The following is a 22,396-nucleotide window of genomic DNA, read 5'->3' on the forward strand; positions in this document are numbered from 1 at the left end:
CCAACCGGCTGGGCTTTTTTGTTCGGATTCACAGCAACGCCAAACGTATTTCCAGGCATTCAATGCGAGCACAATCTTCCAGCACTCTCCCTGGAAACCATGTTGCCTCGTCACGGGGCGGAATAAATCGAGTGCCCGCCGCGAACTACTTCGTGGATTTTGGAAAACGCAGTAATGTCTTTACCGGGATCACCATCCAGAACCACTAAATCGGCATCCATTCCTTTCGCAATGCGCCCGCTGTGGCTTGAATATCCAAAGCGCGCTGTCGGATTGGTGGTAAGAGAAGCCAGGATTCGCTGAAAGCTCATTCCTCCGCGCGACATCCACATAAATTCCTCGGAAGTATCAAACTGGTAGATGTAGCCAACGTCGGTACCGAACAGGATTTGGCCTCCTGCCTGCGAAAAACTCTGTAGCTGCTGGTCGGCCTTCGCCATACCTTTTTCGATCTCATTGGAGGGGGCATGCTGCTTCTTGGCTTCGATATCCCACAAAGTCAGCGTCGGGGTAAGAGCCATGTGCGCTGCAGCCAGGCGCCCGACAAGGGATGGGCTCCAGGCGTCATCAAAGGGAGTGGTGTGAGCCAGAATGTCGACGCCGCTTTCAAGCGCAACTTCAATTCCTCGAGTAGTGGAAACGTGGGCAAAAACAGGTTTGCCGGCGCGGTGGGCTTCGGACACAATTGCCTTCGCCAGGTCCACAGGCATGGTCAAAATGCCATTTTCCTCGATGGAATCTACAAATATCTTGATGCCGTCGGCGCCGTCGCGGACCTGCTGGCGGACTCGCTCCGTCGCTTGCGCAGCCGACTCAACTTCCGGGATGCTGACGTGATTTGTCTCCAGAAAGTCCTTCACATACACGGGTGTTCCGCCCTTGACCCAGAAAGGTTCCCCGACTGTAAGAATCCTCGGCCCCTTCACTTCGCCGCTTTCGATACGGCGACGGATCAGCATCGAATTGCGTTGAATAGACGCAATGTCAAACACCGTCGTAAAGCCCCAGCGAGTAAATATCTCCTGGAGTTGCGCAGTCAGTTCGTCACCCGAGATTTTTTCGCTGTGCAGAAGCGCAGCAATCAGGATATGCACATGGCTGTTCCAGAAGCCTGCAGTCACAGCCATGCCTTTGCAGTCAATCAACGTCGCATCGCGCGGAACTTTAACCTTGCCGGTCGGGCCAACCTCGACAATACGGCCATTACGCATGAGTATCGTCCCGTTTTCAATGGGCGTCTCAGCGGGAGACGGATAGACTTTGGCGTGGATCAAGGCAAGGTCAGAACACAAACCGGGCAGGCTCGAAAAAAGCGCCCCGACAAATAAAAGGAAGAGAACGCGACGGGCTTGCATGGCAACGGTATACGGCGAGAGTTCCACGATAGTTCCCTGAAATCCGAACCTGAATTCACCGCCGAATATCAATCGTCTTTTGCCACGCCGCTCCTGATAAACCTGCCTTTGTTTCCTAATCCCTGTTCCCTAGTCCCTATTCCCTGCTCTCTGTTATGGTCAGTAAGACACATGAACCCACCCCTAGGAACTCGCGCGGATGCTCAAGCGATGGCGAACTCGAATTCTGCTCTTTCTCGCCGTGCTCGGTCCCGGGTTCATCACCGCAAACGTCGATAACGACTCCGGCGGCATCTTCACCTACTCCCAGGCAGGCGCAAAGTACGGCTACAACCTGCTCTGGACCATCATCCCCATCACCATAGCCCTGATCGTCGTGCAGGAGATGTGCGCCCGGATGGGCGTCGTCACCGGCAAGGGCCTCAGCGATCTCATTCGCGAGGAATTCGGTCTACGCCTCACCTTTGTCCTCATGGTGGCGCTGGTCTTCGTGAACTACACCAACGTGGTCACGGAGTTCATCGGCATCGCCGGCTCGCTCCACCTCTTCCACGTCACCAAGTTCATCTCCGTGCCGCTTTGCGCCCTGCTCGTCTGGTTCATGGTTGTCCGCGGCGACTACAAAAGCACGGAAAAAATCTTCCTCATCGCCTCCGTCGTCTACATCGCCTACATCTTCACCGGCGTACTCTCGCAGCCCAGCTGGCATGACGCCCTGCTCGCCACCGTGCAGATGCCCAAAGAATCTGTCTGGCGCAACAAAGACTACGTCTACATGGCCATCGGCATCGTCGGCACCACCATCGCCCCGTGGATGCAGTTCTACCTGCAATCCTCCGTCGTCGAAAAAGGCATCCGCGTCAAGGATTACGCGGCCTCGCGCCTGGATGTCATCGTCGGCAGCTTCTTCACCGATCTCGTCGCCTGGTTCATCATCGTGGCCTGCGCCGCCACGCTCTTCGTTCACGGCATGGGAGAGATCAAGGTCGCATCCGACGCAGCAGAAGCCATGCGTCCGCTCGCCGGCGACTACGCCTTCGTCCTCTTCGCCTTCGGCCTCTTCAACGCCTCGCTCTTCGCCGCGTCCATCCTGCCGCTCTCCACGTCCTACACGGTCTGCGAAGGCCTAGGCCTCGAATCCGGCGTCGACAAATCCTTCCGCCAGGCGCCCTTTTTCTATTGGCTCTATACTCTGCTCATCGCCGGCGGCGCAATCACCGTGCTCCTGCTGCCGGACGCCACACTGATCCAGTTTTCCGTCGCCTCTCAGGTCCTCAACGGCATCCTGCTCCCCGTCATCATCATCCTCATGCTGATGCTCATCAACCGGTCAGACCTCATGGGCAATTACAAAAACTCCCGCCTCTGGAACCTCATCGCATGGGCAACCAGCATCATCGTCATCGGCCTGACGCTAGTCATGCTCTGGGGAATGATTCCCGGCCACTAAGGCAGCAACGAATTCACAAAGATAGGATTGTCATCCTGGCCATTGCCGTTTTTCAGGCGGAGGGCTGGGGTGGAAAGCGAAGGACCTGCTTTGGCCTTTTATGGATTTGGTTTTGCTTTTTATCTATAGCTCTTGCTCTTTATCTATAACCCTATTCCCGAATCCCTGCCTCACAACAGCTTCCCCTGCGCCAGATCCCTTACCAGCCCGCGGTCCGCCGGAAGAAAATCATACGTCGGTAAATCTTCCAGCTTCGCCCACACCAGCCGCGCAAAGATCCGATTCGTAATCTCGCCCGCAAACTCGCGTACCGTAAAGAACCGCAGATCCACCGCGCCGCCATTGCGATAGTTGTGCCGGATGTGCGTCACCGGCGCCCCAATTGTAGCCTGAATGCCAAGCTCCTCATCCAGTTCGCGCGCCAGCGCCTCTTCCGCGCTCTCGCCCGGCTCAATTTTGCCGCCTGGAAACTCCCATTGGAGCGCCATCGGCTGATCCGGCCGCCTCTGGCAGATCAGAACTTCGCCTCCCCGCATAATCAGCGCCGCAACCACAAAGCGCAAAGCCGGGGAAGACGGTCGGGCGTTGGAGGGGTCTTGCTGAGCGTTCTCCACGGCTTCAGTGTACCCGCTCACGCGCCGCGCATAACTCCGCGGCCCCGGATACAGGTAACGACTTAAGCACCTTTCCGCAGCGCACAACTGCCGAAAAGCCAGCTACTTGCCAGTCTTTGGAGGCTCAGCAATTACGCCGTCCGGGGCTGAAAATAACCCCACCCACGGCTCGTAATCACTTCCAGCAGTCCAGCCGAAGGGTTCACCGCAAACGGGTGCGCCGCAATCTCCAGCATCGCCAGGTCATGGATCGAGTTGCCGAAAACCGCATCCGGATGCGCCAGGCCCACGCGCTTCAGCGCCTCGGCCTTGCCCTCGCCGGTCGGCACATCCACCAGTTCACTGGTAATCACGCCGCTCTTCACAGCCGCCTCGGCAGCCAGCACGCGGTTTTCAGGAATCCCAAACTCCCGCACGCCCTCAGCCACCACCCACTTGTTCGTGGAGCTCACAGCCCACAGCTCAACGCCGCTCTCTCGCAGGCTGGCTACCAGCCTCTCCATCTCCGGAAAAACCACCGGACGCACAAACTCGCTTACATATTCCGCCGCTGCCTTGCGAAGCTCATCCTCGCGCAGCCCGGCATAAATCTGTACCATTTCGCCGCAGATCTGCAGCTCGCTCACGTCGCCCACACGATAGCCGCGGTAGCGCGTGTCAACCCAGTCGCTTGTGGAGCGAGAAACAAGTCCCCGCTCAATCGACCACTCCAAAAAGCCCACGCCGGAATCAATTGCCCACAGCGTCCCGTCGCAATCAAATACGGCAACGGCAGGCTTTATGCCTTCAATCTTCTTCTCAAACTCGCCGGCGCTCCAGCGCTCGGCCTCAAGCTGCGTTTCCATTTAGCTCGCTTTGCCCTGTCTATAAATTCCATCTCTATTCTCCTCGATATCGGGTGAATTTGCACGTTAACGTTCGTTTACGACCTGCCACCTTTTTGCTATCCCCTTCAATCTCTTGTTCCTATCCCCCTTCGTTGCACTCTTGAGTCCGTGATGAACGAGGTTCACATTCCGCTCTAAAACGCCCGACTCATCCCCGCGCCCACAGATAATCATCCTGTGAACCCCACAGCCAATTCCGGAGTCGGTAACTCCTCCCTCATGAAGGACTACCACTCCTATCTCCGCGTAGAAAAAGGGCTGCGGCCGCTCACCTGCGAGGCCTATCTCGGCGACCTGCGCACCTACGCCGAGTTCCTCGAAACCCGCCATGGCGTGCTTCTCAACGCCACCCAGCAGGACGTCGCCGCCTTCCTCGAAAACCTTCGCACCCACGGCCTTGACTCCCGCTCCTCAGCCCGCAAACTCAGTTGCCTGCGCGGTTTTTACAAGTGGCTTCTGCTTGACCGCCGCATCGACCACGACCCCACCGTCAACATCGAATCCCCCAAAACCTGGAAGGTGCTGCCCAAGTCGCTCGCCGAGCCGGAAGTCTCCGAAATGCTCGAGCGCGCCGCCCTCGCCGCCAACCATCCCCAGGCCCGCGCCACCGCCCTGCGTGACCGCGCCATCCTCGAGCTGCTCTATGCCGGCGGCCTCCGCGTCTCTGAAGTCACGGCGCTCAACATCAGCGACCTCGCTCTCGATCACGGTCGCGTCCTCGTGCGCGGCAAAGGCGACAAGGAGCGCATCATCCCCATAGGCCGCACCGCCGTTGAAGCCATCGAAGCCTATCTGGCCCTGGGCCGTCCTCATCTCGCCCGCATCGGCACCTCGCGCCGCAAACCCGGCGCACATGGCAGACCCCAGTCCAGCGGCTCCTGTCTATTTCTCTCGCTTCGCGGAATGCCCCTCACCCGCCAGTGGGTCTGGCATCTGGTCAAAATGGCCAACAATGACTCCAGCCCGCACATGCTCCGCCACAGCTGCGCCACGCACATGGTCGAACACGGCGCAGACCTCCGCAGCGTGCAGACGCTTCTCGGCCACGCCGACATCTCCACCACTCAGATATATACGCATCTAGCGTTGGGCCGCCTCAAAGAAGTCCACCGCCAGCATCATCCCCGCGCCAAACGCGCCTCCGTCGAGCAGCCGGGGCCAGGCATGCTCGAGGAAACCGCATGAACACCACAGCAACGCTCCAGCAGAAACAGGTAGGCCGGGGATTTATCCCCGGCAAAAAGGCCGTTATGAAAGGAGTGGGGCTTTAGCCCCCGAGGTATGTGCTCGCCCGCCGAAGTACAAGCTCCCACGCAAACTCCCCTCCATTCCCTAGCCTCCGCCTATCTCCACATGCTCACCAACGAGCGCGCCGCCTCCGCCCATACCCTCCGCGCCTACGAACGCGAACTCGCCGGCTTCTGCGCCTACATTACAGATATCTTCGGCGGGGATTGCGCCCCCGCCCGCATCGAGCACGTCCACATCCGCTCGTATCTCGGCACGCTCTATACGCGCGGGCTCTCCAAAGCCTCGGCCGCACGCGCTCTCGCAGCAATACGCAGCTGGTTCAAGTGGCTCGCCCGCACCGGCCACGTTGAAAAGAACACCGCATCGCTCGTCTCCACGCCCAAGCTGCCCAAACATCTACCCCGCGTGCCCTCCATCGAACAGATGAACCGCGTCGTAGATACCATCAGCGAAGACGCCGCAACCTGGCCCGCCCGCGACCGCGCCATTCTCGAGCTGCTCTACGGCTGCGGCATACGGAACGCCGAGCTCACCGCGCTCAACCTCAACGACATCCACTGGGCCAACGACGCCATTCTCGTCCGCGGCAAGGGCCAGAAGCAGCGTTACGTCCCCCTCGGCGACGCAGCCTCCCAAGCCCTCCGCGCCTACCTCACCGAACGCTCCGCCCGCCTCGAAGCCAGTGAAACCGCGCGCACCACACCCGCCGTCTTCCTTAATCTCAAGCTCCGTGGCCTCAACACGCCCGGCGGCCAGGCGCGCCTCACCACGCGCTCCGTGGGCCGCATCGTCAAGCGCATCGCCATCCTGCGCGGCCTCTCGTCAGACGTGCATCCGCACACCCTCCGCCACGCCTTCGGAACTCACTTGTTGGAAGAAGGCGCAGACCTCCGCGCCATACAGGAACTGCTCGGCCACGAGCGCCTATCGACAACCCAGCGCTACACACAGCTAACCGCAACCCAGCTGGCCCGCGTCTACGACGACACGCATCCAAGAGCAAAGTAACAACGCTACTTTGCAGTTGGCTTAGGTTGAGGATCTGTATATGCCTCGCAGCTAATCGAGGAATCAACTTTAGCCGGGTTCTCAATCGAGATCGTGAACTTCGACTGTTTTTCGATGTGTCTGATGGCTGATACAAGATGCTCTTGAGTCCATGTACCGCCTAGCGGGGGATCCACAAAAGAGACCCCTTTATCTCCATCCTTGGAGAGTACAAAGCGAGCGTTATTTTGGACATTGAAATCCTGACGGTCATCATGTTCTGTCAGGAAGATAGTAAATACGAATCCATCTGATCGCGAGGGGCTTCGATAATTCACAACGTAAAGCACTCTCGCGCGCGGATAGGACTTCTCATCAAGAAAGTAGCCGAACACCATACTCGACGTTTTGGTTGATCGAAGAAAACCCTTGGTAGCCAGGCAAGAAGCCGCGCTATGTAAGAGCGCGGCTGCGCTATCCTGCGCATGGAGTGCGCAACTCAAGCAGATGAGTGCTCCCAGTAAAACCTGCTTCTTGAAAAATCCACTCATGTTCCCTGTTTCTTGCTGCGCGAACGCGATTTAGCCCGCACTCTCAAAATCAAGCTAGAGGCTAGCGGCTAGAAGCTGTCTTATAACAGCCCCTTCCCCCGCAAATACAACTCCATCCCCGCCACAGCATCCGCCTTCAGCCGCTTGCCCTCAGGCTTAAACGGAATCCCCTCAATCCACGTCGCCCCGCGCCCGCGCCGCGCGCGATCAATCGCCTCATGCGCCACGCGATACACCGCCACCACGTCATTCGCATCCACATACATGCGCGGCAAATGCCCTTCCGCCGGCACATGTTTCGCGGTCTTGCTCTTCTTAGCCGGTCTGCGCACAGCGCGCTTCTCCGCAATCTCATCCGCCGCATCCCCGCGGCTCACCAGGATCAGCGGCAGTGCGTACTGCCTCGCCGCCGCCAGCGCATCTTGAAATGCCACCGCATCCGCCTCACCAAAAACCACACTCACCTTTCGGCTATTATGTGTCTTCGCCAGCAGCGCCGCGCCCACAACAGCATCAAAGCCCGCTCCAACGGAGGGCTTACCCGCGCGCTTCAACCGCAACGCATCATTCGCACCCGCCGAAGCCACCGCATCGCCCTCGCCCAGGTCCATCAACACGCCTGAAATCATCGCGTCAAAGGTCGCGCTCGACCCGCCACGCTTCGCCACGCGCTCGCACTTCCGCAAGTCCGCGTACAGCGCCTTCAGCGTCGTATTCGAAATCAGCGAAAACTCTTCTTTCTTCTCTGCCTTTGCGGACACTGCCGCCTTCGGCTTGCTGCTCTTGATAGCCATTCAGAAGTTTTCCTAAAGATGTAATCCGGTGCTGCGATTGTAACCCGCGCTAGGCTGTGTCTGACGAATCGACTTCGGCTTGCTTTGTAACAGGGCACGACTTCAGTCGTGCCGAAAAAGTCCAAAAACTGACCGGGCTTTAGCCCCTGCGGGAACTTACTTCTGGGGGAAAAACCTACGTCGAATAATCCGCATTGATCGCCACATATTCCTTCGTCAGGTCCGTCGTCCAGAAGACGCACTTCCCTTCACCCTGATGCAACTGAATCGAAATCGAAAACTCGCTCTGCTTCAAATACTCATGCGCAGCGGCCTCATCCAGCTCCTCCGCTCGCCCGCCATCCCGGCAAATCCGCAAATCCCCAAACCAAATATCAATCTGGTTCGGATCAATCTCCGCCCCGGAATACCCAATCGCAGCCATCAACCTTCCCCAGTTCGGATCGCACCCAGCCCACGCCGTCTTGATCAGCGGCGAGTGAGCAATCGCCTTCGCCACCTTCAGCGCATCCGCATCGCTCACCGCGCCATCAATCCGCAGCTCCGCTACATGCGTCACGCCCTCGCCATCAGCCACAATCTGCTTCGCCAATGACGTGCAGACCTGCCTCAGCGCCTCATCAAACTCCGCATCCCCCGCCGCAATCTTCGCCCCGCCAGCGCCGCTCGCCAGCAGCAGCACCGTATCGTTCGTCGAAGTATCCCCATCCACAGAGATGCGGTTAAAGCTCACATCGATCGCGCCGCGCAGATAACCACCCAGTGCCGCAGGCTCAATCTCCGCATCCGTCAGCACATACACCAGCATCGTTGCGTGCGGCACCAGCTGCGGATGAATCATCCCCGATCCCTTGCCCACCGCCGCAATCCGAACCTCTTTGCCATCGCGCTCCAACCGCGCAAAAGCCGTCTTCTCCACCAGGTCCGTCGTCAGAATTGCCTGCGCCACCTGGTGAAAATGATCGCTGTCAGCGCCAATCTGGTGAGCCAGCCCCGGCATCACCGCAATCAGCTTCTCCACCGGCAGCGGCACGCCAATAACTCCCGTCGAAGAAGGAAACACCTCTTCCGCCTTACAGCCAAACACCAGCGCCGCCGCCGCGCACGTCTCGCGCGCAGCATCCAGCCCCGCCTGCCCAGCCGCGCAATTCGCATTGCCTGCGTTAATCGCCACCACGCGCACCTTACCGCCCGTCGCGCGCAGGTTTTCCTTGTCAATCGCCAGCGGAGCCGCGCTCACCTTGTTCGCCGTGAATACCGCCGCCGCGTTCGCCGGCTCATCCGCCACAATCAACGAAAAATCCGCGCGCCCGCTCGCCTTCAAACCGGCCTTCGTTGCGCCAAACCGAAAACCCTTCGGTATCAGAAATGAAGAAATATCGCTCATGATCCTGTCTTGTAACAGGGCACGGCTTTAGCCGTGCCGGAATGAGATTAAGAAGATCTGGGGCTTTAGCCGCTGTACAAAGCCCGGCTCGCCGCACCCGCGTCAAATCAAGCCGACAATTTAATCTAGCAAATGAGGACCCCATGCCGGAGAACGCAATCGCCGCATCGCAAACCAATTTTCTCGAACTCGAAAACGTCAACGTAGCCCGCGGCGAGCGCATCGTCCTCCACGACATCAACCTCACCATCAAAGCAGGCGAGCACGTCGCCATCCTCGGCCCCAACGGCTGCGGCAAATCCACCCTCATCCTCACCATCAACTGCCAGATCTACCCCCTCGTCCAACCGGGCATGAAAGTGCGCATCTTCGGTCGCGATCGCTGGGACCTCACCGAACTCCGCAAGCACTTCGGCGTCGTCGGTATGGATCTCCCCGGCGAGCGCACCGCCGTCACCACCGGCCTCGACGCCGTAATTGCCGGCTTCTTTTCCGCCTTCACCCTCTGGCCCAACCTCCACGTCACAGAAGAAATGCGCACTCGCGCCATGGAAGCCCTCGAACGTATCGATGCCACGCGCCTTGCCACGCAATTAGTCGGCGAAATGTCCGCCGGCGAAAAGCGCCGCATCCTCATCGCCCGCGCTCTCGTCCACCGTCCGCGCCAGCTCCTCCTCGACGAGCCCTCAAACGCCCTCGACCTGGCCGCCCAGCGCGAACTCCGCAACACCATGCGCCGCCTCGCGCACGAAGGCACAGGCCTCGTCCTCGTAACCCATCACCTCGGCGACATCCTCCCCGAAATCGACCGCGTCATCCTCATGAAGCAGGGCCGCATCCTCGCCGACGGCCCGCGCACCAAGCTCCTCACCGAATCCCACCTCTCCGATCTCTTCAATGCCCCCATCCGCATCGGCCGAGATGAAGAATGGCTCCATAGCTGGTAAAAGTATTCATTTCCTTCACAAACAAACTTCTCCGCGACCATCGGGAGCGTTCCACAGCTGACTGGCGCGCAAAGCGCGCAGTGGCTGCATGCAATGCTTTCTGCTACCATTTCGGCTATTGATCGTCTCTCTCTCTCGTAAACCTCACATCCGCCGGAGGTCCCCAATGAATCCCTATTCTCGCCGCGATTTTCTTAAAACCGGCATCGCAGCCGGAACGGTTGCCGCAGCCGCGCCCACAGCGCTTCACGCCGCCATATCCCCAACCACGCGCACGGCTCTCGATAAAGTCACCCTGGGCCGCTCCAACGTCAAAGCCACGCGCCTCGCCTTCGGCAGCGGAACCAACAACGGCTACGTTCTCGCCGCACTCGGCCAGCAGGAAGTCAATCGCCTCGTTGCTCACGCCTACGACCGCGGCATCCGCTTCTATGAAACCGCCGAATCCTACATGACCCCCGCTATGCTCGGCGAAGCCCTCAAGCCCTACCCGCGCGAGAGCTACGTTCTCATGCACAAGGTCACCACGAACAACGACGGCGACCCCAAGCAGCGTTTCGACGCCATGCTCAAAAAATCGCAGACTGATTACTTCGACATCATGCTCCTCCATTGGCAGACCACCGCCGACTGGCCCACCCGCAGCAAGCGCTGGCAGGAAGGCATCGAAGAGTTCCAGTCGCAGAAAAAGATCATCGCCCGCGGCGCAAGCTGCCACGGCCTGCCCGCATTCCGCCAGGTTCCCGGCAACCAGTGGCTGCAGGTCTCGCTCGTCCGCATCAACCACAACGGTTCGCGCATGGACGGCGACACCTACATGGACAACAACAACCCCGATCACCGCGACGAAGTCGTCTCCCACATCCAGCAGATCAAAAAAGAAGACATGGGCGTCATCGGCATGAAGCTCATCGGCGGCGGCCAGTTTGAAAACTCCCGCGCCGACCGCCAGGCCGCCATGCGCTTCGCCGTCCAGACCGCCGGCGTAGACTGCGTCACCGTAGGCTGCAAAACCACCCAGGAAATCGACGAAACCATCGACAACCTGAACCTCGCGCTCGTTTAAACAGGAAAGCTGGTATTCGCAATCCGAAACGGTAGTTCGGGACTGGTAGACCGGGGATTTATCCCCGGCAACAATCGCACAAACAAAAAAGGGCCTTCAGGCCCTGAGGTATGCTCTTTGAGACTCCCCCCAGCTTGACCTCTTTTCCCATCCAGGACTAATCTCTTCTTACACGGGAAAGGAGGTTGATCCAGCCTATGAAATTTGATTTACCAAGTAGTCCGGTACGTGAGGTGACTGAGGCCTAGGGCATCGCGCTCTGGACCCCATGTAAGCCCCCGGCATTTCATCGCTGGGCCTTGGCTCTCGCGAGTAGCGATGGCCTTAGTCCAATCCCAACAGTTAACCGCCAGCGGCCTGAGAGCAATCTCAGGCCGCTGTTGTTTTATGCCAAATTTATGATGTGTCATCCTGAGCGAACGGGGCCCAGGCCGTTCTCTTCAGGCTGGGGGTGGTGAGTCGAAGGACCTGCTTTTGCCTTAACGTCCCCAGGCACCTCGTCCTTCGTCCCTACAACGCACTCCCCCACCGTCTCAGCCTAATCGTCGCCACAAGAAACGCCGCCGCAACAGCCAGCCCAATCCATAATCCCGGACTCGCCAGAAAATGCAGCGGATCGATCATCTCCATCGAATCGAGCTTCATTCCGCCGCCGGCCCCCACAGCGCCTGAGGATTCTCCCGTCAGCCTGTCCCGCAGGATCGAGAAAACATACGTTGTGTTGAACGCAATCTTCTCCACAACGCCTGCCAGCACCGGAGGCACCACGGCCCACAAAAACGGCGCGCGCTTCGCCCACGCGGAAACCATCAGCATATAGGCAAAAATCGGTGCATACCACAGCACATGAATCGTCACCAGGTGGTAGAGCGTCATCCCCCATACCTGCGGCAATCCGGGATTCGGCCACGCCAATGACGCGCCCTGTCCCTGTGCCGCAAACGTCGCGGAAAGAATCAGCAGTATCACCAGGTGCGTCACAATCACCAGCGTCATCATGATCGCTGGAATCACCACAAACGGGATCGCCGCCTTGCCCAGAACCGCCGTCGTATCGGATACCGGCAGCGATTTCCAGAACAGGATGCTCCGGCTGTTGCGCTCACCCTGCAGCGTGCTCAGGCAATAAAACCCGGAGACAATCAGCGCCACGCCCATAATCGCAGCAGACGCCACGTTATATGCCGCCACCACGCCACTGTGCTGCCCTTGGCTCATGTTCATGTCAGCGCTGATGTGCAGCGCTCCGCGGAACACAGCAATCAGAAGCCCCACAATCAGAAGCCCGGCCACAGCCGCCGGCGCAATATAAATCGACCGGTTCTCCCATATCTCGCGCCGCACGCTCCAGTACAGCCGCCTGCCGGGCGAAATAGAAGTTTGCGCCATCGTGCGCCCAGCCATCGGTAGTTCGTTTACTGCATTCGATTGCGTGCTCATCGGCTTGCTCCCATATACGAAGTCGTATACCTCGGCGCCCCAGCGCCGCTCTCGCTAATCATGGCCACAAATACATCCGCAATGCTCGGCGTTCTCACCTCGCCAAGCGCTGTAATCTGCTGGCGATCCACGCCGTTAAACAACAGCATGCTCTTCCCAAACCCCGCACGCTCATACATCGGCTTCAGTGCGCGCGCGGCCTCAATATACTCCGGCCCCACCAGCGCCTCCGTGTACCGCGTTTCGAACTCGTCCATGCTGTGGTTCAACACAATCCGGCCGCTATTCAAAAACATCACATCGGTCAGAATGTTCTGTATCTCCTCCACCTGGTGCGTGGTCACAATAATCGTCCTGCTGCCGTCAAAATAATCATTCAGCAGCGAGTCATAAAACTGCTTGCGGTACAGCAGATCCAGTCCCAGCGTCGGCTCATCCAGCACCAGCAGCCGAGCGTCAATCGCCATCACCAGCGCCAGGTGCAGCTGAGCCACCATGCCCTTCGACAGCTCCCTGACCCGGCTCCTGGGCTTGATCGCCGTCTTCGCCAGAAAACCCTCTGCCTTCGCGCGATTAAACCTCGGATGCACGCCCGCGACATAATCCAGAGCCTGCGTCACCCGCATCCAGCGCGGCAAAATCGCCACATCGGAGATAAAGCAAACCTCGCGCATCAGCGCATCGCGTTCCGTCCACGGGTTCAACCCCAGCACCCGCAGCTCACCCTCAAACGGAGCCAGTCCCAAAATTGCATTCAGCGCCGTAGTCTTGCCCGCGCCGTTCGGCCCAATCAACCCCAGAATGCGTCCTTCTTCCACGCGCAAGTCAATCGAGTCCAGCGCTACCGTAGTGCCATACCTCTTGCGCAGTCCATGTGCCTCAATCAATGCCATAGCTTTACCGCGCCTCCTTCATCGAACCCGAGCCATTCGCTCCATTTTGGCCAGCCAGCAGTTGCTTCGCGCTCAGTCCCAGCCGCTCAATCGTCGCGTACACCCGCGGCCATTCCTCTTCCAGAAACTTCTTCCGCTCGGCCTCAAGCAGCAATCCCTTTGCCCCATCTTTCACATACATTCCGCGCCCCCGCATCGTCTCCACCAGGCCTTCGCCTGACAGCTCCTGGTAACCCTTCAGAACCGTTAGCGGATTTACGCGATACTCCGCCGCCACGTTCCGCACAGAAGGCAATGGATCGCCCTCTTTCAGCGCGCCATCCAGTATCAGCGCCACCACGCGGTCGCGCAGCTGGCGATAAATCGGCTGACTATTGTTGAATTCAATGTCCATAAGCCTTCCAGATACCTTCCATCGTTTTTGTCACCCCGTTTGCAGACTCGGCCCAGCCACTCCGCGCCGCCACACAGCTCACCGCTAGACCCAGTTCCCGAACGGCCGGCCTCAAATGCCTCATCTCACGCGCCACTGCACGCGACGCACATTCAGATGCCCGTTCCATCGTCTCTTCATTCATCCCGGCCAGCGTCTTCACCTTTTCAAATGACTCCTCAAGCGTGAACTGAGCAGCCGATACCGCCGAAATGAGCAACAACACCGCAAGCAAACTACGCATCATCGATTCCATCTCCCCCTCCCAGATCCATAACGGTCGAGGTCGTTTCCCGTTTACACATGATCAAGATCACTCATGCTTACTGCTATACATAACTACAACACTAACTCTCTGTCAAGCCCTTTTCTTAAATATCTCTGGACTATGCGATGTCATCCTGAGCGAATGGCGTCCCAGCCGTTCTCTTCAGGCTGGGGGTGGTGAGTCGAAGGACCTGCTTTTGCTTTTTAGCCAGTTACACCCCAACACACGGGTGCCCCATTCATCCCGGGGCCCCACCGACAGGTCTTCGTCGGTGGGGTGGTGAAGCGCTTTTGCGCCACGGGTGGGATAGCACGAATCCCCATGTTCCCGTTTCGATTACCTAAGCCCACCACCCTTTCGTACCCAAACGTCCCTTCAGAAAGTTTGCGTAGAATTACGAGGTTTTATGCCACACTTAAAATAAGCAGGGAGAAAAGCGGACGAGACTCCAATGACAGACGAAGAAAGAGGAAACACATACCGCCACCCCTCCCCCACAGTCACAGCATGCTCTCGAAATAATTGCTATAAACAATTGAACCTATTAAGGTTAATGGATAAATTGCAGCTCTCCACGTATCGCAATATGATACTTCTTCATAAATCCCGAGCCTTTGACAAACCATGATGTCGGTCCCGCTGATTCCACTACACTGAAATCAGACCGCTATGTCCTTCATCAGCCTCTTTGGCAACAAGTCCGAACCCGAAAAACCCGAGCCAGAGGAACCCGAGCAGAAGAAATCCGGTTTCTTTAGCCGCATGCGCGAGGCGGTAACCCGCACCCGCGAATCCCTCGGCTCCAAAATCGAAGGCATCGTCGCCCTCACGCGCACGGTCGACGAGTCTTCCCTCGAAGACCTCGAGATGGCGCTGCTTTCGAGCGACATCGGCGTCCAGACCACCACCGAAATCCTTGATGCCCTCCGCGACCGCGCCAAGCGTCAGGCCATCGAAGGCGGCGAAGAACTCCGCTCGCTCCTCAAAACCCAGATTCGCTCCATCCTGGAAGCACCGCAGAAGCCCGTCGTCGATCCCGCCCAGCCGCCCCGAGTCATCTTCCTCGTCGGCGTCAACGGCACCGGCAAAACCACCACATCCGGCAAGCTGGCCGCCTGGTCCCGCGCCCAGAATCGCACCGTACTCCTCTGCGCCGCCGACACCTTCCGCGCCGCCGCCATCGAGCAGCTTGAAGTCTGGGCCACCCGCTCCGGCGTCGAAATCATCAAGACCCGCCAGGGGGGCGATCCCGCCGCCGTCCTCTACGACGCCGTCACCGCCGCCAAAGCCCGCAACATCTCAGACCTCTACGTTGACACCGCCGGCCGCCTCCATACCAAGACCGGCCTCATGGATGAGCTCGAGAAAATGCGCCGCACCGCTTCCCGGCTAATACCTGAAGCACCACATGAAGTTTTACTCGTAATGGATGCAACCACAGGACAAAACGGTCTTCAACAGGCGCGTCTTTTCACCCAATCCGCAGGTGTCACCGGCATCGTTCTCACCAAGCTGGACGGCACCGCCAAAGGCGGCATCGCCGTAGCCATCGCCCGCGAGCTCAACCTCCCCGTCCGCTTCGTAGGTGTTGGCGAAAAGATGACCGACCTGCTCGAATTCTCCCCGGAAGCCTTCGTAGACTCGCTCCTCGGTTAGCCTTTATTCTCTTGATCTTGCATCTATACCGTTGAAGGAGCCCTTCATGCGCCTCCGCTTTCCCGTCCTCGCCTCAGCTCTCCTTTTCGCTGCTTCCTTCTTACCCGCCCAGCAGCCCGTCAACCTCACCATTGACGCCAACGCAACCACCACGCCCTTCCCGCACTTCTGGGAACAAACCTTCGGCTCCGGCCGCGCCATCCTAGCCCTCCGCGACAGCTACCGCCGCGACCTCCGCACCGTAAAGGAAGCCACCAACTTTCAGTCCGTCCGCTTCCACGGCATCCTCATGGATGAAGTCGGCCTCTACGATCCCGACCGCCAGACCAAGAATCCCGGCCTTGCCGCCGTGGCCGCCAACGACGCCTCCGTCTACAACTTCTCCTATGTCGACCAGATCTACGACGGCCTCCTCGACAACGGCGTCCGCCCCTTCGTCGAGCTCAGCTTCATGCCCCGCAAGCTCGCTGCCGATCCCAACGCCCTCCACGCCTTCTGGTATCACCCCAACGTCTCCCCGCCCGCCGATTACGCCAAATGGGACGCCATGATCAGCGCCTTCGCCCAGCACCTCATCTCGCGCTACGGAATCGAAGAAGTCTCCACCTGGAAGTTCGAAGTCTGGAACGAGCCCAATCTCGATTTCTGGGGCGGGAATCCAAAGCAAGCCACTTACTTCGAGCTCTATGACCACACCGCCCGCGCCATCAAGTCGGTCTCGCCCCGCCTCCAGATCGGCGGACCCTCCACCGCGCAAGCCGCCTGGGTCACACCATTCCTCGCCCACGTCCACGAGAACAACGTCCCCATCGACTTCGTCTCCACCCACGTCTACGCTAATGACCTCGCAAAAGACGTCTTCGGCGCCGAGGGTTCCAATCCGGCCGAGACCATTCCCCGCGACCAGATGGTCTATCGCTCTGTGCGCAAAGTCCACGACCAGATCGCCGCCAGCGCCTTCCCGCATCTCCCGCTCATCTTCTCTGAGTACAACGCCAGCTACGCCAACGAGCCCAACATCACCGACTCCATCTACCTCGGCTCCTGGCTCGCCAACACCATCCGGCAGTGCGACGGCCTCGTAAGCAACATGGCCTACTGGTCCTTCTCGGATGTCTTCGAGGAGCAGGGCGTCGTCCGCACACCCTTCTACGGCGGCTATGGCCTCCTTGCGGCGGACAACATCCCCAAGCCCAGCCTCAACGCCTTCCGTGCCCTGCATAAACTCGGCGATCGCCGCATAGCCGTCGACTCCGACTCCGCACTCGCGACAACCACCGCATCCCACAGCCTCACCCTGGCTCTCTGGAACTACGCTCCACCCGACGGCACCGGCGCAACCTACACCAAGCCCGCCAGCCCAGCCGGCCCATCCAAAACCTTCCATCTCGAAATCAAAAATGCGTCCAACTCCGAGGTCACCATCTGGCGCGTCGATGAAGACCACGGCAACGTCCTCAAAGCCTTCGACGCCATGGGCCGCCCTCCCGCCGATCTCACCCGCACTCAGATCGAGCAACTTCAGGCTGCCGGCGCCATGGCCCCACCCGAGCACACCCATCTCGTCAACGGCAAGCTCGACCTCACCATCCCCGCCCACGGTCTCGCCGTCCTCACCTTCAACCGCTAGCCACCAAAACAAGTGTCCCCTTCATGCAGCCTCTTTCGGCGCAAGAAGGGGACACAATATCTCTATCCGCCAGAAACTACAGCAGAACATCAAAGTCGATCCGGCACAAACTCCTTCCCATCTTTCCCAGCCTTCACAGCCTGCTCCGCACGATCCACCACCGCATCCCTGTACTTGCGCGCATGAGGGCCTCCGCCGTTATACGCCCGCGCCGCCTCGGCCCAGCTCTTCACACTCTTGTGCTTCTCAAACACCGCCCGGATACCCACGCGAATCCAGAAGTCATAATCCTCCTCGCGCTTCTTTCCGCCATCCTTGGTCTCAAGAAACTCCTTAACCGCATCCACAAATCCCGGATAATCCAAAAACCACGGCTGCCAGTTCTTCTGCGATTTCGCCCTCAGCTCAGTCAGCCGCGCCGTATCCGCAGCCTTCATCTTGCCCGCCTTCTCTTTCGCCACCAACGTATCCAGCTCCGTCTCCGCCGCAATCAGATCCGTCCGAACATTTTCCAGGTGATTCTTTTTGATCAAATCCGGCGCCTCTTCCTCGATCACCGGAAGCTGCTCCTCCGGCCACGAATCAATCGCCTGCAGCAGATTAAACCGGTTGAGAATTTTGTTGGTCGGCGGATCGTCCATAAAATCCCCAAATGTCCCCATCTGCGATTCCTGGTACACCATTGCCTTGATCAGGTTTGGATCCAGCGCATCCGCGCCTTTGAACTCGAACTCACCGTTGTAATGATCCACCCACTTCTTAATACTGTCGTCAAAACGGTTCAGCATCTCCCCCTGAATCAGCCGCTCATTCAACACAGACTCCCGGCTTGACTGCAGCTTCTCGCGGTCATGCAGGTCGCTGGCAAAAGATGCCTTGGACTTTGCGCTTTTGTATGTGGGTTCGGTTTTCTTGAACGCCTCAATATCCGCTGCGCCCTTCTCCACCGTCGATTCCAGCTTGCCCAGTCCCGCACCGTATTGCGAAACCCCGGCCACCTTCGTCTGCGCCGGCTCCAGCAGATACTTTGGCACATTGTAGGAGTCTTTTGCGGAAGCGCTGGTCACTTCAGCCGTGTTGCTCGCGTTATCCCAGCTCTTCACCGTCACCACTTCACCTGCAGGAATGTTCACAGTACCGTCACTGAAGGCTTCACGAATGCTGAACGGCTGCCCCACCATCTCCTTGCCAACATCCGCAGGGCGAATCTTCCGCTGAACTACACTCCTCAGCCCGCGCCCCGTCCCCATCAATGCCTGCGCACTTCCCTGTGCGGGCTCTTTCATCCGCAATACCCGGTCCGCCATCGCATCAGCCTCATGCTCCAGCGGATCATTCACTGCTCCAAGAATCGCCTTGCGCTGGGGCTCAACAGCCTTACTCCCCTGCTGTGGATCGGCAGCTCCACTGCCCTGCTGCTCTTTTGCCTCCGCGTCTGCCTCAGCCTTGTCAAAGTCTTCCTTGGCCTTCGCGTTTTCAGCGTCCACATTGGCCTGCGCCGGCGCCTTGGCGTCATAAAACGGCTTGCCCAAACCATAGCGGTCGTCAAAGTGCATCACATCACCGCTTTGTGTGCCGAAATCAATGGCCCCCCATCGTGGCACAGCCTGTGCAAGACCCAGCACCACCTCGCGTGGAATGGTCAGGAAGCCCGCAGCCGGGTCCCTCTGCGACCCGTTTGGATCAAATGGACGGCTTACATCAGGCCGCAGCTTGAAGCCCGGCAAGCCACCCTTCGGAATCGCGCCGCCGAGCAGTGCATAGTCCTGCCACATCTGTTTCTTGATGTCATCAAACGCTGGCGCAGTTTCCTTAGGATGCAGCGTCACCCAATCTTTCGTCAGAAAATCCTTCAACGCGTTGTCATCCTGCATCAGCTTGAAGTATTTCTGCATGGCCTGGCTTTCCAGCGCGAGCCGGTCATAATACTGTGCCGTCCGGTCTCGCGGAGACAACTTCTGTCCCTTCGGCAAGGTCTCCGTAGACGTGATCTGTTTGGGAATGACCGATTGTTCACCATCAATCGGAATATTGAGTATGAACTGAGCAATGTGTTCGTAAACCTGGTTCAGTTCTTTAGTCAGCTTCTGTGGTGCGCCGGCCTCATCTCCCTGATGGGAGATATACGGATTTTCGCCGGCATCAATATCAATCGCCACACCCGCACCATGTGGGCTCACCTGTCTCCGGTAACCTCCGATAGACTTGATCCCGAATCCGGCTGAAGGCATGGTGCTCGATTTCTTGAACTCATCATTCACCTTTGACTCAGCCGAGGTAAGCAGAGCCTGAAACTCCGGCCGAATCCCCTTTACCGGTTCCGAGCCCCCGTCAATCGCATGCCCAAGAAACTTGCCCGGCTTGATCGTCTTTTCCCAGGCCTCCACATCAGCATAGGGACCTCCAAGTCCCTTCATCTCTTTCACTACGTCATCAATCGAGAGGCCCCGGCCTTTGAACTTCTTTTTCTCGGGCTTCTTGCCCTTCTTCGGCGCACTTTTACTGTCCTTCGGCGGGTCCCGCCGAATACGGCCATCGGCTGCGCGCCCGCCATCCTGTTGCACTACATGGGCCAGCTCATGCGCCAGTAGCCGCCTGCCCGTCTCCGTTTCGGGCGCATACTCTCCTGTGCCAAAAACAACATCGCGTCCAATCGTGTATGCGCGAGCGTCAATCGCACGCGCTGCACCGGCTGCATCTGAGTCAGCATGCACGCGTACCTTGCTGAAGTCATATTGAAATCGCGGCTGGAAGTAGTTCCGAATTTCCCCCGGTAGCGGCTGGCCCACCCCTGCCGCCACCCGCGCCGCCGCATCTACATCCAGCCGTCTGACAGCCTTCTGCTCGGTAGCCGCGCCTGCGCGGTCAGCGTCTTGCGACTTGCCTTGTTGGCCCTTTTGCCGCTTCTGCACAAAGGAATGCATCATCTATTCTCTGGTTCAAACTCTTTTGCCTGCAAGACCAAATAAAGACCGCTCCATCTTGCTCAGTAGTGTGCGTGGAATCGAATCGTATCACGCACCTTGAACAGGGAGATATTCCTATGTGTAGAGCTCATCTCCCTCACACTCATGGTTCTAACCTCCATTACGTCGATGCTTTTTCAAGCATCAAGGCAACTTCCTTCCAATCCACAAGCCCCTGATGCATCGAGTACACCTTGTCAACCACTAAGTGTTCACGCTCCACGGCGAGCTTCACTTCGTGCATCATCTCCGGGTCATACAAAGTGTGATCCGGGTTCACCACCAGCGTATCGCTCGCATACAGTAGCCGGTGCTCAGGGAAATAAACCATATACTGCCGCTCCGTTGCAGGGCCGCCCAGCGGATACAGCACCAGTCGATTATCCCCCGAGCCAATCTCAGTCTTGCCGGAAACAACATGCCAGCGCGGTGCGCGCTTCGCTTGCTCCAGCGCATCGGGATGAATCGTATGCGGCGCCCCCAGCATGCGATCAAGAAGCGGCTGGTTCAGGTCGCGGATATAAACAGTCGCGCCCTGCGCCACGTCGTAGCGAATTCCTCCCACGTGCGGCCAGGAATCCGATGTAGATAAAACAGCCTTGATCGGCACGCCCGGATATCGCTTGCCAGCCTCCGCAAACAGCCCCGCAGTAAACGAAGACGAAATCGGCGACTCAAGCACGATCACGCCATCATCCTGCTTCACAAGCGTCGCATTCCACGATCCTTCAAAGAACTCCACACCCGGAGCAAGCTCCGTCCCATGCCCTGCATCAAATTCGCGATCCCAGCCCTTGGCCTGTGCACTCTGCTGCGCCGCCTTAGCATCCATCGCAAAGTCTTTCTCCTCGATTGGTACATTGAATTCAACATTCAACGCCTGCATCGAGTTCCAGACTTTGCCATTGCGCTCAATCACCTGGTTGGTCGGATAGCGAATCCCGTGGTTCAGGTTCCAGTTCTCCCAATACACAACCTGCCGAACGTCGCCCCAGTAGTACCAGAAGTCGTTAAACTGCTGCACCGTCTCAACAGCATCCGGAAGATGACTCAATCTGTTGATCAAAATCCGCACCGGTATAGAATTCCATCGAAAACTCACCGTCGTATGCATCGTCGACCGCAGCTCTTTCGGAGCCTCATAATGCAGATCCGTCGCCGCCGATGCATTCAACAACAAGCGCTCAGGCCCCAGCGCAAGTTCCTGCCGCGCCGTGTCAATATCGGCAAGCGAGCACGGAGCAAACTTGTCGCCAACGTGATACACCCCGCCATTCGGTGTAGCAATCAGCGCCAGATCGGACTCAGCAGTGCCAGGGTCTGACTCCGGCCACACCGAATGCTGATTCTCAAGCATCCGCTGATGCACCAGATCCAGCACCACCTTGTCGCGCTCATAAGAAGTGATAAACGGATCTTGCCGGTAAGACTGCTCCATCAGCTCCGTGTGCCCAATCACGTCCAGCCGAACACTCTTGAGCGCAGCCAGGCGGTCTCGCCCACCCATCGCAGTCAACGCCTCACCCACACATTGCGCAGCCGTAAGCTTTTCGCAGCCGGGAGCCTCCCGAGATTGCGCCAGGACACGCGCAGAAGGATGAATCAACACCAACGCCGAGAGCAATGACACTGCCTGTAATACAGAGAACCGATTAAGCTTTCGCATCCTTCGGATATCCTCCTGAGTTTCCAATCTCCAATTTCAACAACTTTGATGTGTTCTGATGATTCATTCGACTTAAGCAGCGTAACAAAGTAATTGACCTGCAAGAACTTCCTGCAAACCATCTTCGCCGTTCCCTTTTTATTCGCATCCTGCGC

Annotated in this window: 19 protein-coding genes; 7 read left to right on the forward strand and 12 right to left on the reverse strand. The window is 58.3% G+C overall.

Features of this window, described 5'->3' with window-relative positions:
- Window positions 1–110 precede the first annotated feature (110 nt).
- Window positions 111–1,382 carry an amidohydrolase family protein gene (locus VO84_RS05075; protein WP_231737789.1) on the reverse strand — a complete coding sequence of 424 codons (1,272 nt, stop codon included), beginning with the start codon at window positions 1,380–1,382 and terminating at the stop codon, window positions 111–113.
- A 172-nt stretch (window positions 1,383–1,554) separates the two neighbouring features.
- Between VO84_RS05075 and VO84_RS05080 the strand changes: the two genes are divergently transcribed.
- The gene (locus VO84_RS05080) at window positions 1,555–2,805 is read left to right on the forward strand and encodes an Nramp family divalent metal transporter (protein ID WP_058186211.1); all 1,251 of its coding nucleotides are present in this window, start codon (window positions 1,555–1,557) and stop codon (window positions 2,803–2,805) included.
- Window positions 2,806–2,975: 170 nt separating this feature from the next.
- Here the strand turns inward: VO84_RS05080 and VO84_RS05085 are convergent, their stop codons facing one another.
- Entirely contained in the window at window positions 2,976–3,440 is a 465-nt protein-coding gene (locus VO84_RS05085; RefSeq protein ID WP_331458392.1) for a (deoxy)nucleoside triphosphate pyrophosphohydrolase, read from the reverse strand.
- 110 nt (window positions 3,441–3,550) lie between these two features.
- Window positions 3,551–4,264 carry an HAD family hydrolase gene (locus VO84_RS05090; protein WP_058186212.1) on the reverse strand — a complete coding sequence of 238 codons (714 nt, stop codon included), beginning with the start codon at window positions 4,262–4,264 and terminating at the stop codon, window positions 3,551–3,553.
- Window positions 4,265–4,483: 219 nt separating this feature from the next.
- Between VO84_RS05090 and VO84_RS05095 the strand changes: the two genes are divergently transcribed.
- Both VO84_RS05095 and VO84_RS05100 read left to right on the forward strand, forming a co-directional pair.
- A complete protein-coding gene (locus VO84_RS05095; protein WP_408033303.1) occupies window positions 4,484–5,491 on the forward strand; it encodes a site-specific tyrosine recombinase in 1,008 nt (335 codons plus the stop codon).
- A gap of 168 nt (window positions 5,492–5,659) precedes the next feature.
- On the forward strand, window positions 5,660–6,565 hold the full coding sequence (locus VO84_RS05100) for a tyrosine-type recombinase/integrase (RefSeq protein ID WP_058186214.1): 906 nt from the start codon (window positions 5,660–5,662) through the stop codon (window positions 6,563–6,565).
- A 5-nt stretch (window positions 6,566–6,570) separates the two neighbouring features.
- On the opposite strand, the gene VO84_RS05105 is transcribed toward VO84_RS05100, so the two are convergent.
- From VO84_RS05105 to argJ, 3 genes are all read right to left on the reverse strand, one after another.
- Complete coding sequence (locus VO84_RS05105) at window positions 6,571–7,095, reverse strand: hypothetical protein (RefSeq protein ID WP_058186215.1); 525 nt, start codon at window positions 7,093–7,095, stop codon at window positions 6,571–6,573.
- 80 nt (window positions 7,096–7,175) lie between these two features.
- Window positions 7,176–7,889, reverse strand: coding sequence for a thiamine pyrophosphate-dependent enzyme (locus VO84_RS05110; RefSeq protein WP_058186216.1), 714 nt, complete (start codon window positions 7,887–7,889; stop codon window positions 7,176–7,178).
- Window positions 7,890–8,064: 175 nt separating this feature from the next.
- A complete protein-coding gene (argJ, locus tag VO84_RS05115) occupies window positions 8,065–9,276 on the reverse strand; it encodes a bifunctional glutamate N-acetyltransferase/amino-acid acetyltransferase ArgJ (RefSeq protein WP_058186217.1) in 1,212 nt (403 codons plus the stop codon).
- A 143-nt stretch (window positions 9,277–9,419) separates the two neighbouring features.
- On the opposite strand from argJ, the gene VO84_RS05120 reads away from it, so the two are divergent.
- On the forward strand, window positions 9,420–10,223 hold the full coding sequence (locus VO84_RS05120) for an ABC transporter ATP-binding protein (protein WP_058186218.1): 804 nt from the start codon (window positions 9,420–9,422) through the stop codon (window positions 10,221–10,223).
- A gap of 166 nt (window positions 10,224–10,389) precedes the next feature.
- Window positions 10,390–11,289 carry an aldo/keto reductase gene (locus VO84_RS05125; protein ID WP_058186219.1) on the forward strand — a complete coding sequence of 300 codons (900 nt, stop codon included), beginning with the start codon at window positions 10,390–10,392 and terminating at the stop codon, window positions 11,287–11,289.
- Window positions 11,290–11,799: 510 nt separating this feature from the next.
- Here VO84_RS05125 and VO84_RS05130 read toward each other — a convergent pair.
- Genes VO84_RS05130 through VO84_RS05145 form a run of 4 tightly spaced genes read right to left on the reverse strand, consistent with a single transcriptional unit; the run spans window position 11,800 to window position 14,311 of the window.
- The gene (locus VO84_RS05130) at window positions 11,800–12,729 is read right to left on the reverse strand and encodes a hypothetical protein (RefSeq protein WP_058186220.1); all 930 of its coding nucleotides are present in this window, start codon (window positions 12,727–12,729) and stop codon (window positions 11,800–11,802) included.
- Window positions 12,726–13,622 carry an ABC transporter ATP-binding protein gene (locus tag VO84_RS05135; protein WP_058186221.1) on the reverse strand — a complete coding sequence of 299 codons (897 nt, stop codon included), beginning with the start codon at window positions 13,620–13,622 and terminating at the stop codon, window positions 12,726–12,728. The genes VO84_RS05130 and VO84_RS05135 overlap by 4 nt, the downstream gene beginning before the upstream one ends.
- A 4-nt stretch (window positions 13,623–13,626) precedes the next feature.
- On the reverse strand, window positions 13,627–14,016 hold the full coding sequence (locus tag VO84_RS05140) for a GntR family transcriptional regulator (protein ID WP_058186222.1): 390 nt from the start codon (window positions 14,014–14,016) through the stop codon (window positions 13,627–13,629).
- Window positions 14,006–14,311 carry a hypothetical protein gene (locus VO84_RS05145; RefSeq protein WP_058186223.1) on the reverse strand — a complete coding sequence of 102 codons (306 nt, stop codon included), beginning with the start codon at window positions 14,309–14,311 and terminating at the stop codon, window positions 14,006–14,008. The genes VO84_RS05140 and VO84_RS05145 overlap by 11 nt, the downstream gene beginning before the upstream one ends.
- 681 nt (window positions 14,312–14,992) lie before the next feature.
- On the opposite strand from VO84_RS05145, the gene ftsY reads away from it, so the two are divergent.
- Together ftsY and VO84_RS05155 are read left to right on the forward strand one after the other, a co-directional pair.
- A complete protein-coding gene (gene ftsY, locus VO84_RS05150; protein WP_058186224.1) occupies window positions 14,993–15,979 on the forward strand; it encodes a signal recognition particle-docking protein FtsY in 987 nt (328 codons plus the stop codon).
- Window positions 15,980–16,025: 46 nt separating this feature from the next.
- Window positions 16,026–17,609, forward strand: coding sequence for a GH39 family glycosyl hydrolase (locus VO84_RS05155; RefSeq protein ID WP_058186225.1), 1,584 nt, complete (start codon window positions 16,026–16,028; stop codon window positions 17,607–17,609).
- 89 nt (window positions 17,610–17,698) lie between these two features.
- On the opposite strand, the gene VO84_RS05160 is transcribed toward VO84_RS05155, so the two are convergent.
- Together VO84_RS05160 and VO84_RS05165 are read right to left on the reverse strand one after the other, a co-directional pair.
- Window positions 17,699–20,536, reverse strand: coding sequence for an eCIS core domain-containing protein (locus VO84_RS05160; RefSeq protein ID WP_058186226.1), 2,838 nt, complete (start codon window positions 20,534–20,536; stop codon window positions 17,699–17,701).
- A gap of 160 nt (window positions 20,537–20,696) precedes the next feature.
- Complete coding sequence (locus VO84_RS05165; protein ID WP_058186227.1) at window positions 20,697–22,241, reverse strand: MBL fold metallo-hydrolase; 1,545 nt, start codon at window positions 22,239–22,241, stop codon at window positions 20,697–20,699.
- Window positions 22,242–22,396 lie beyond the last annotated feature (155 nt).

Origin of the sequence: Occallatibacter gabretensis, from assembly GCF_001449115.1 — a bacterium.
Classification (GTDB): domain Bacteria; phylum Acidobacteriota; class Terriglobia; order Terriglobales; family Acidobacteriaceae; genus Telmatobacter; species Telmatobacter gabretensis.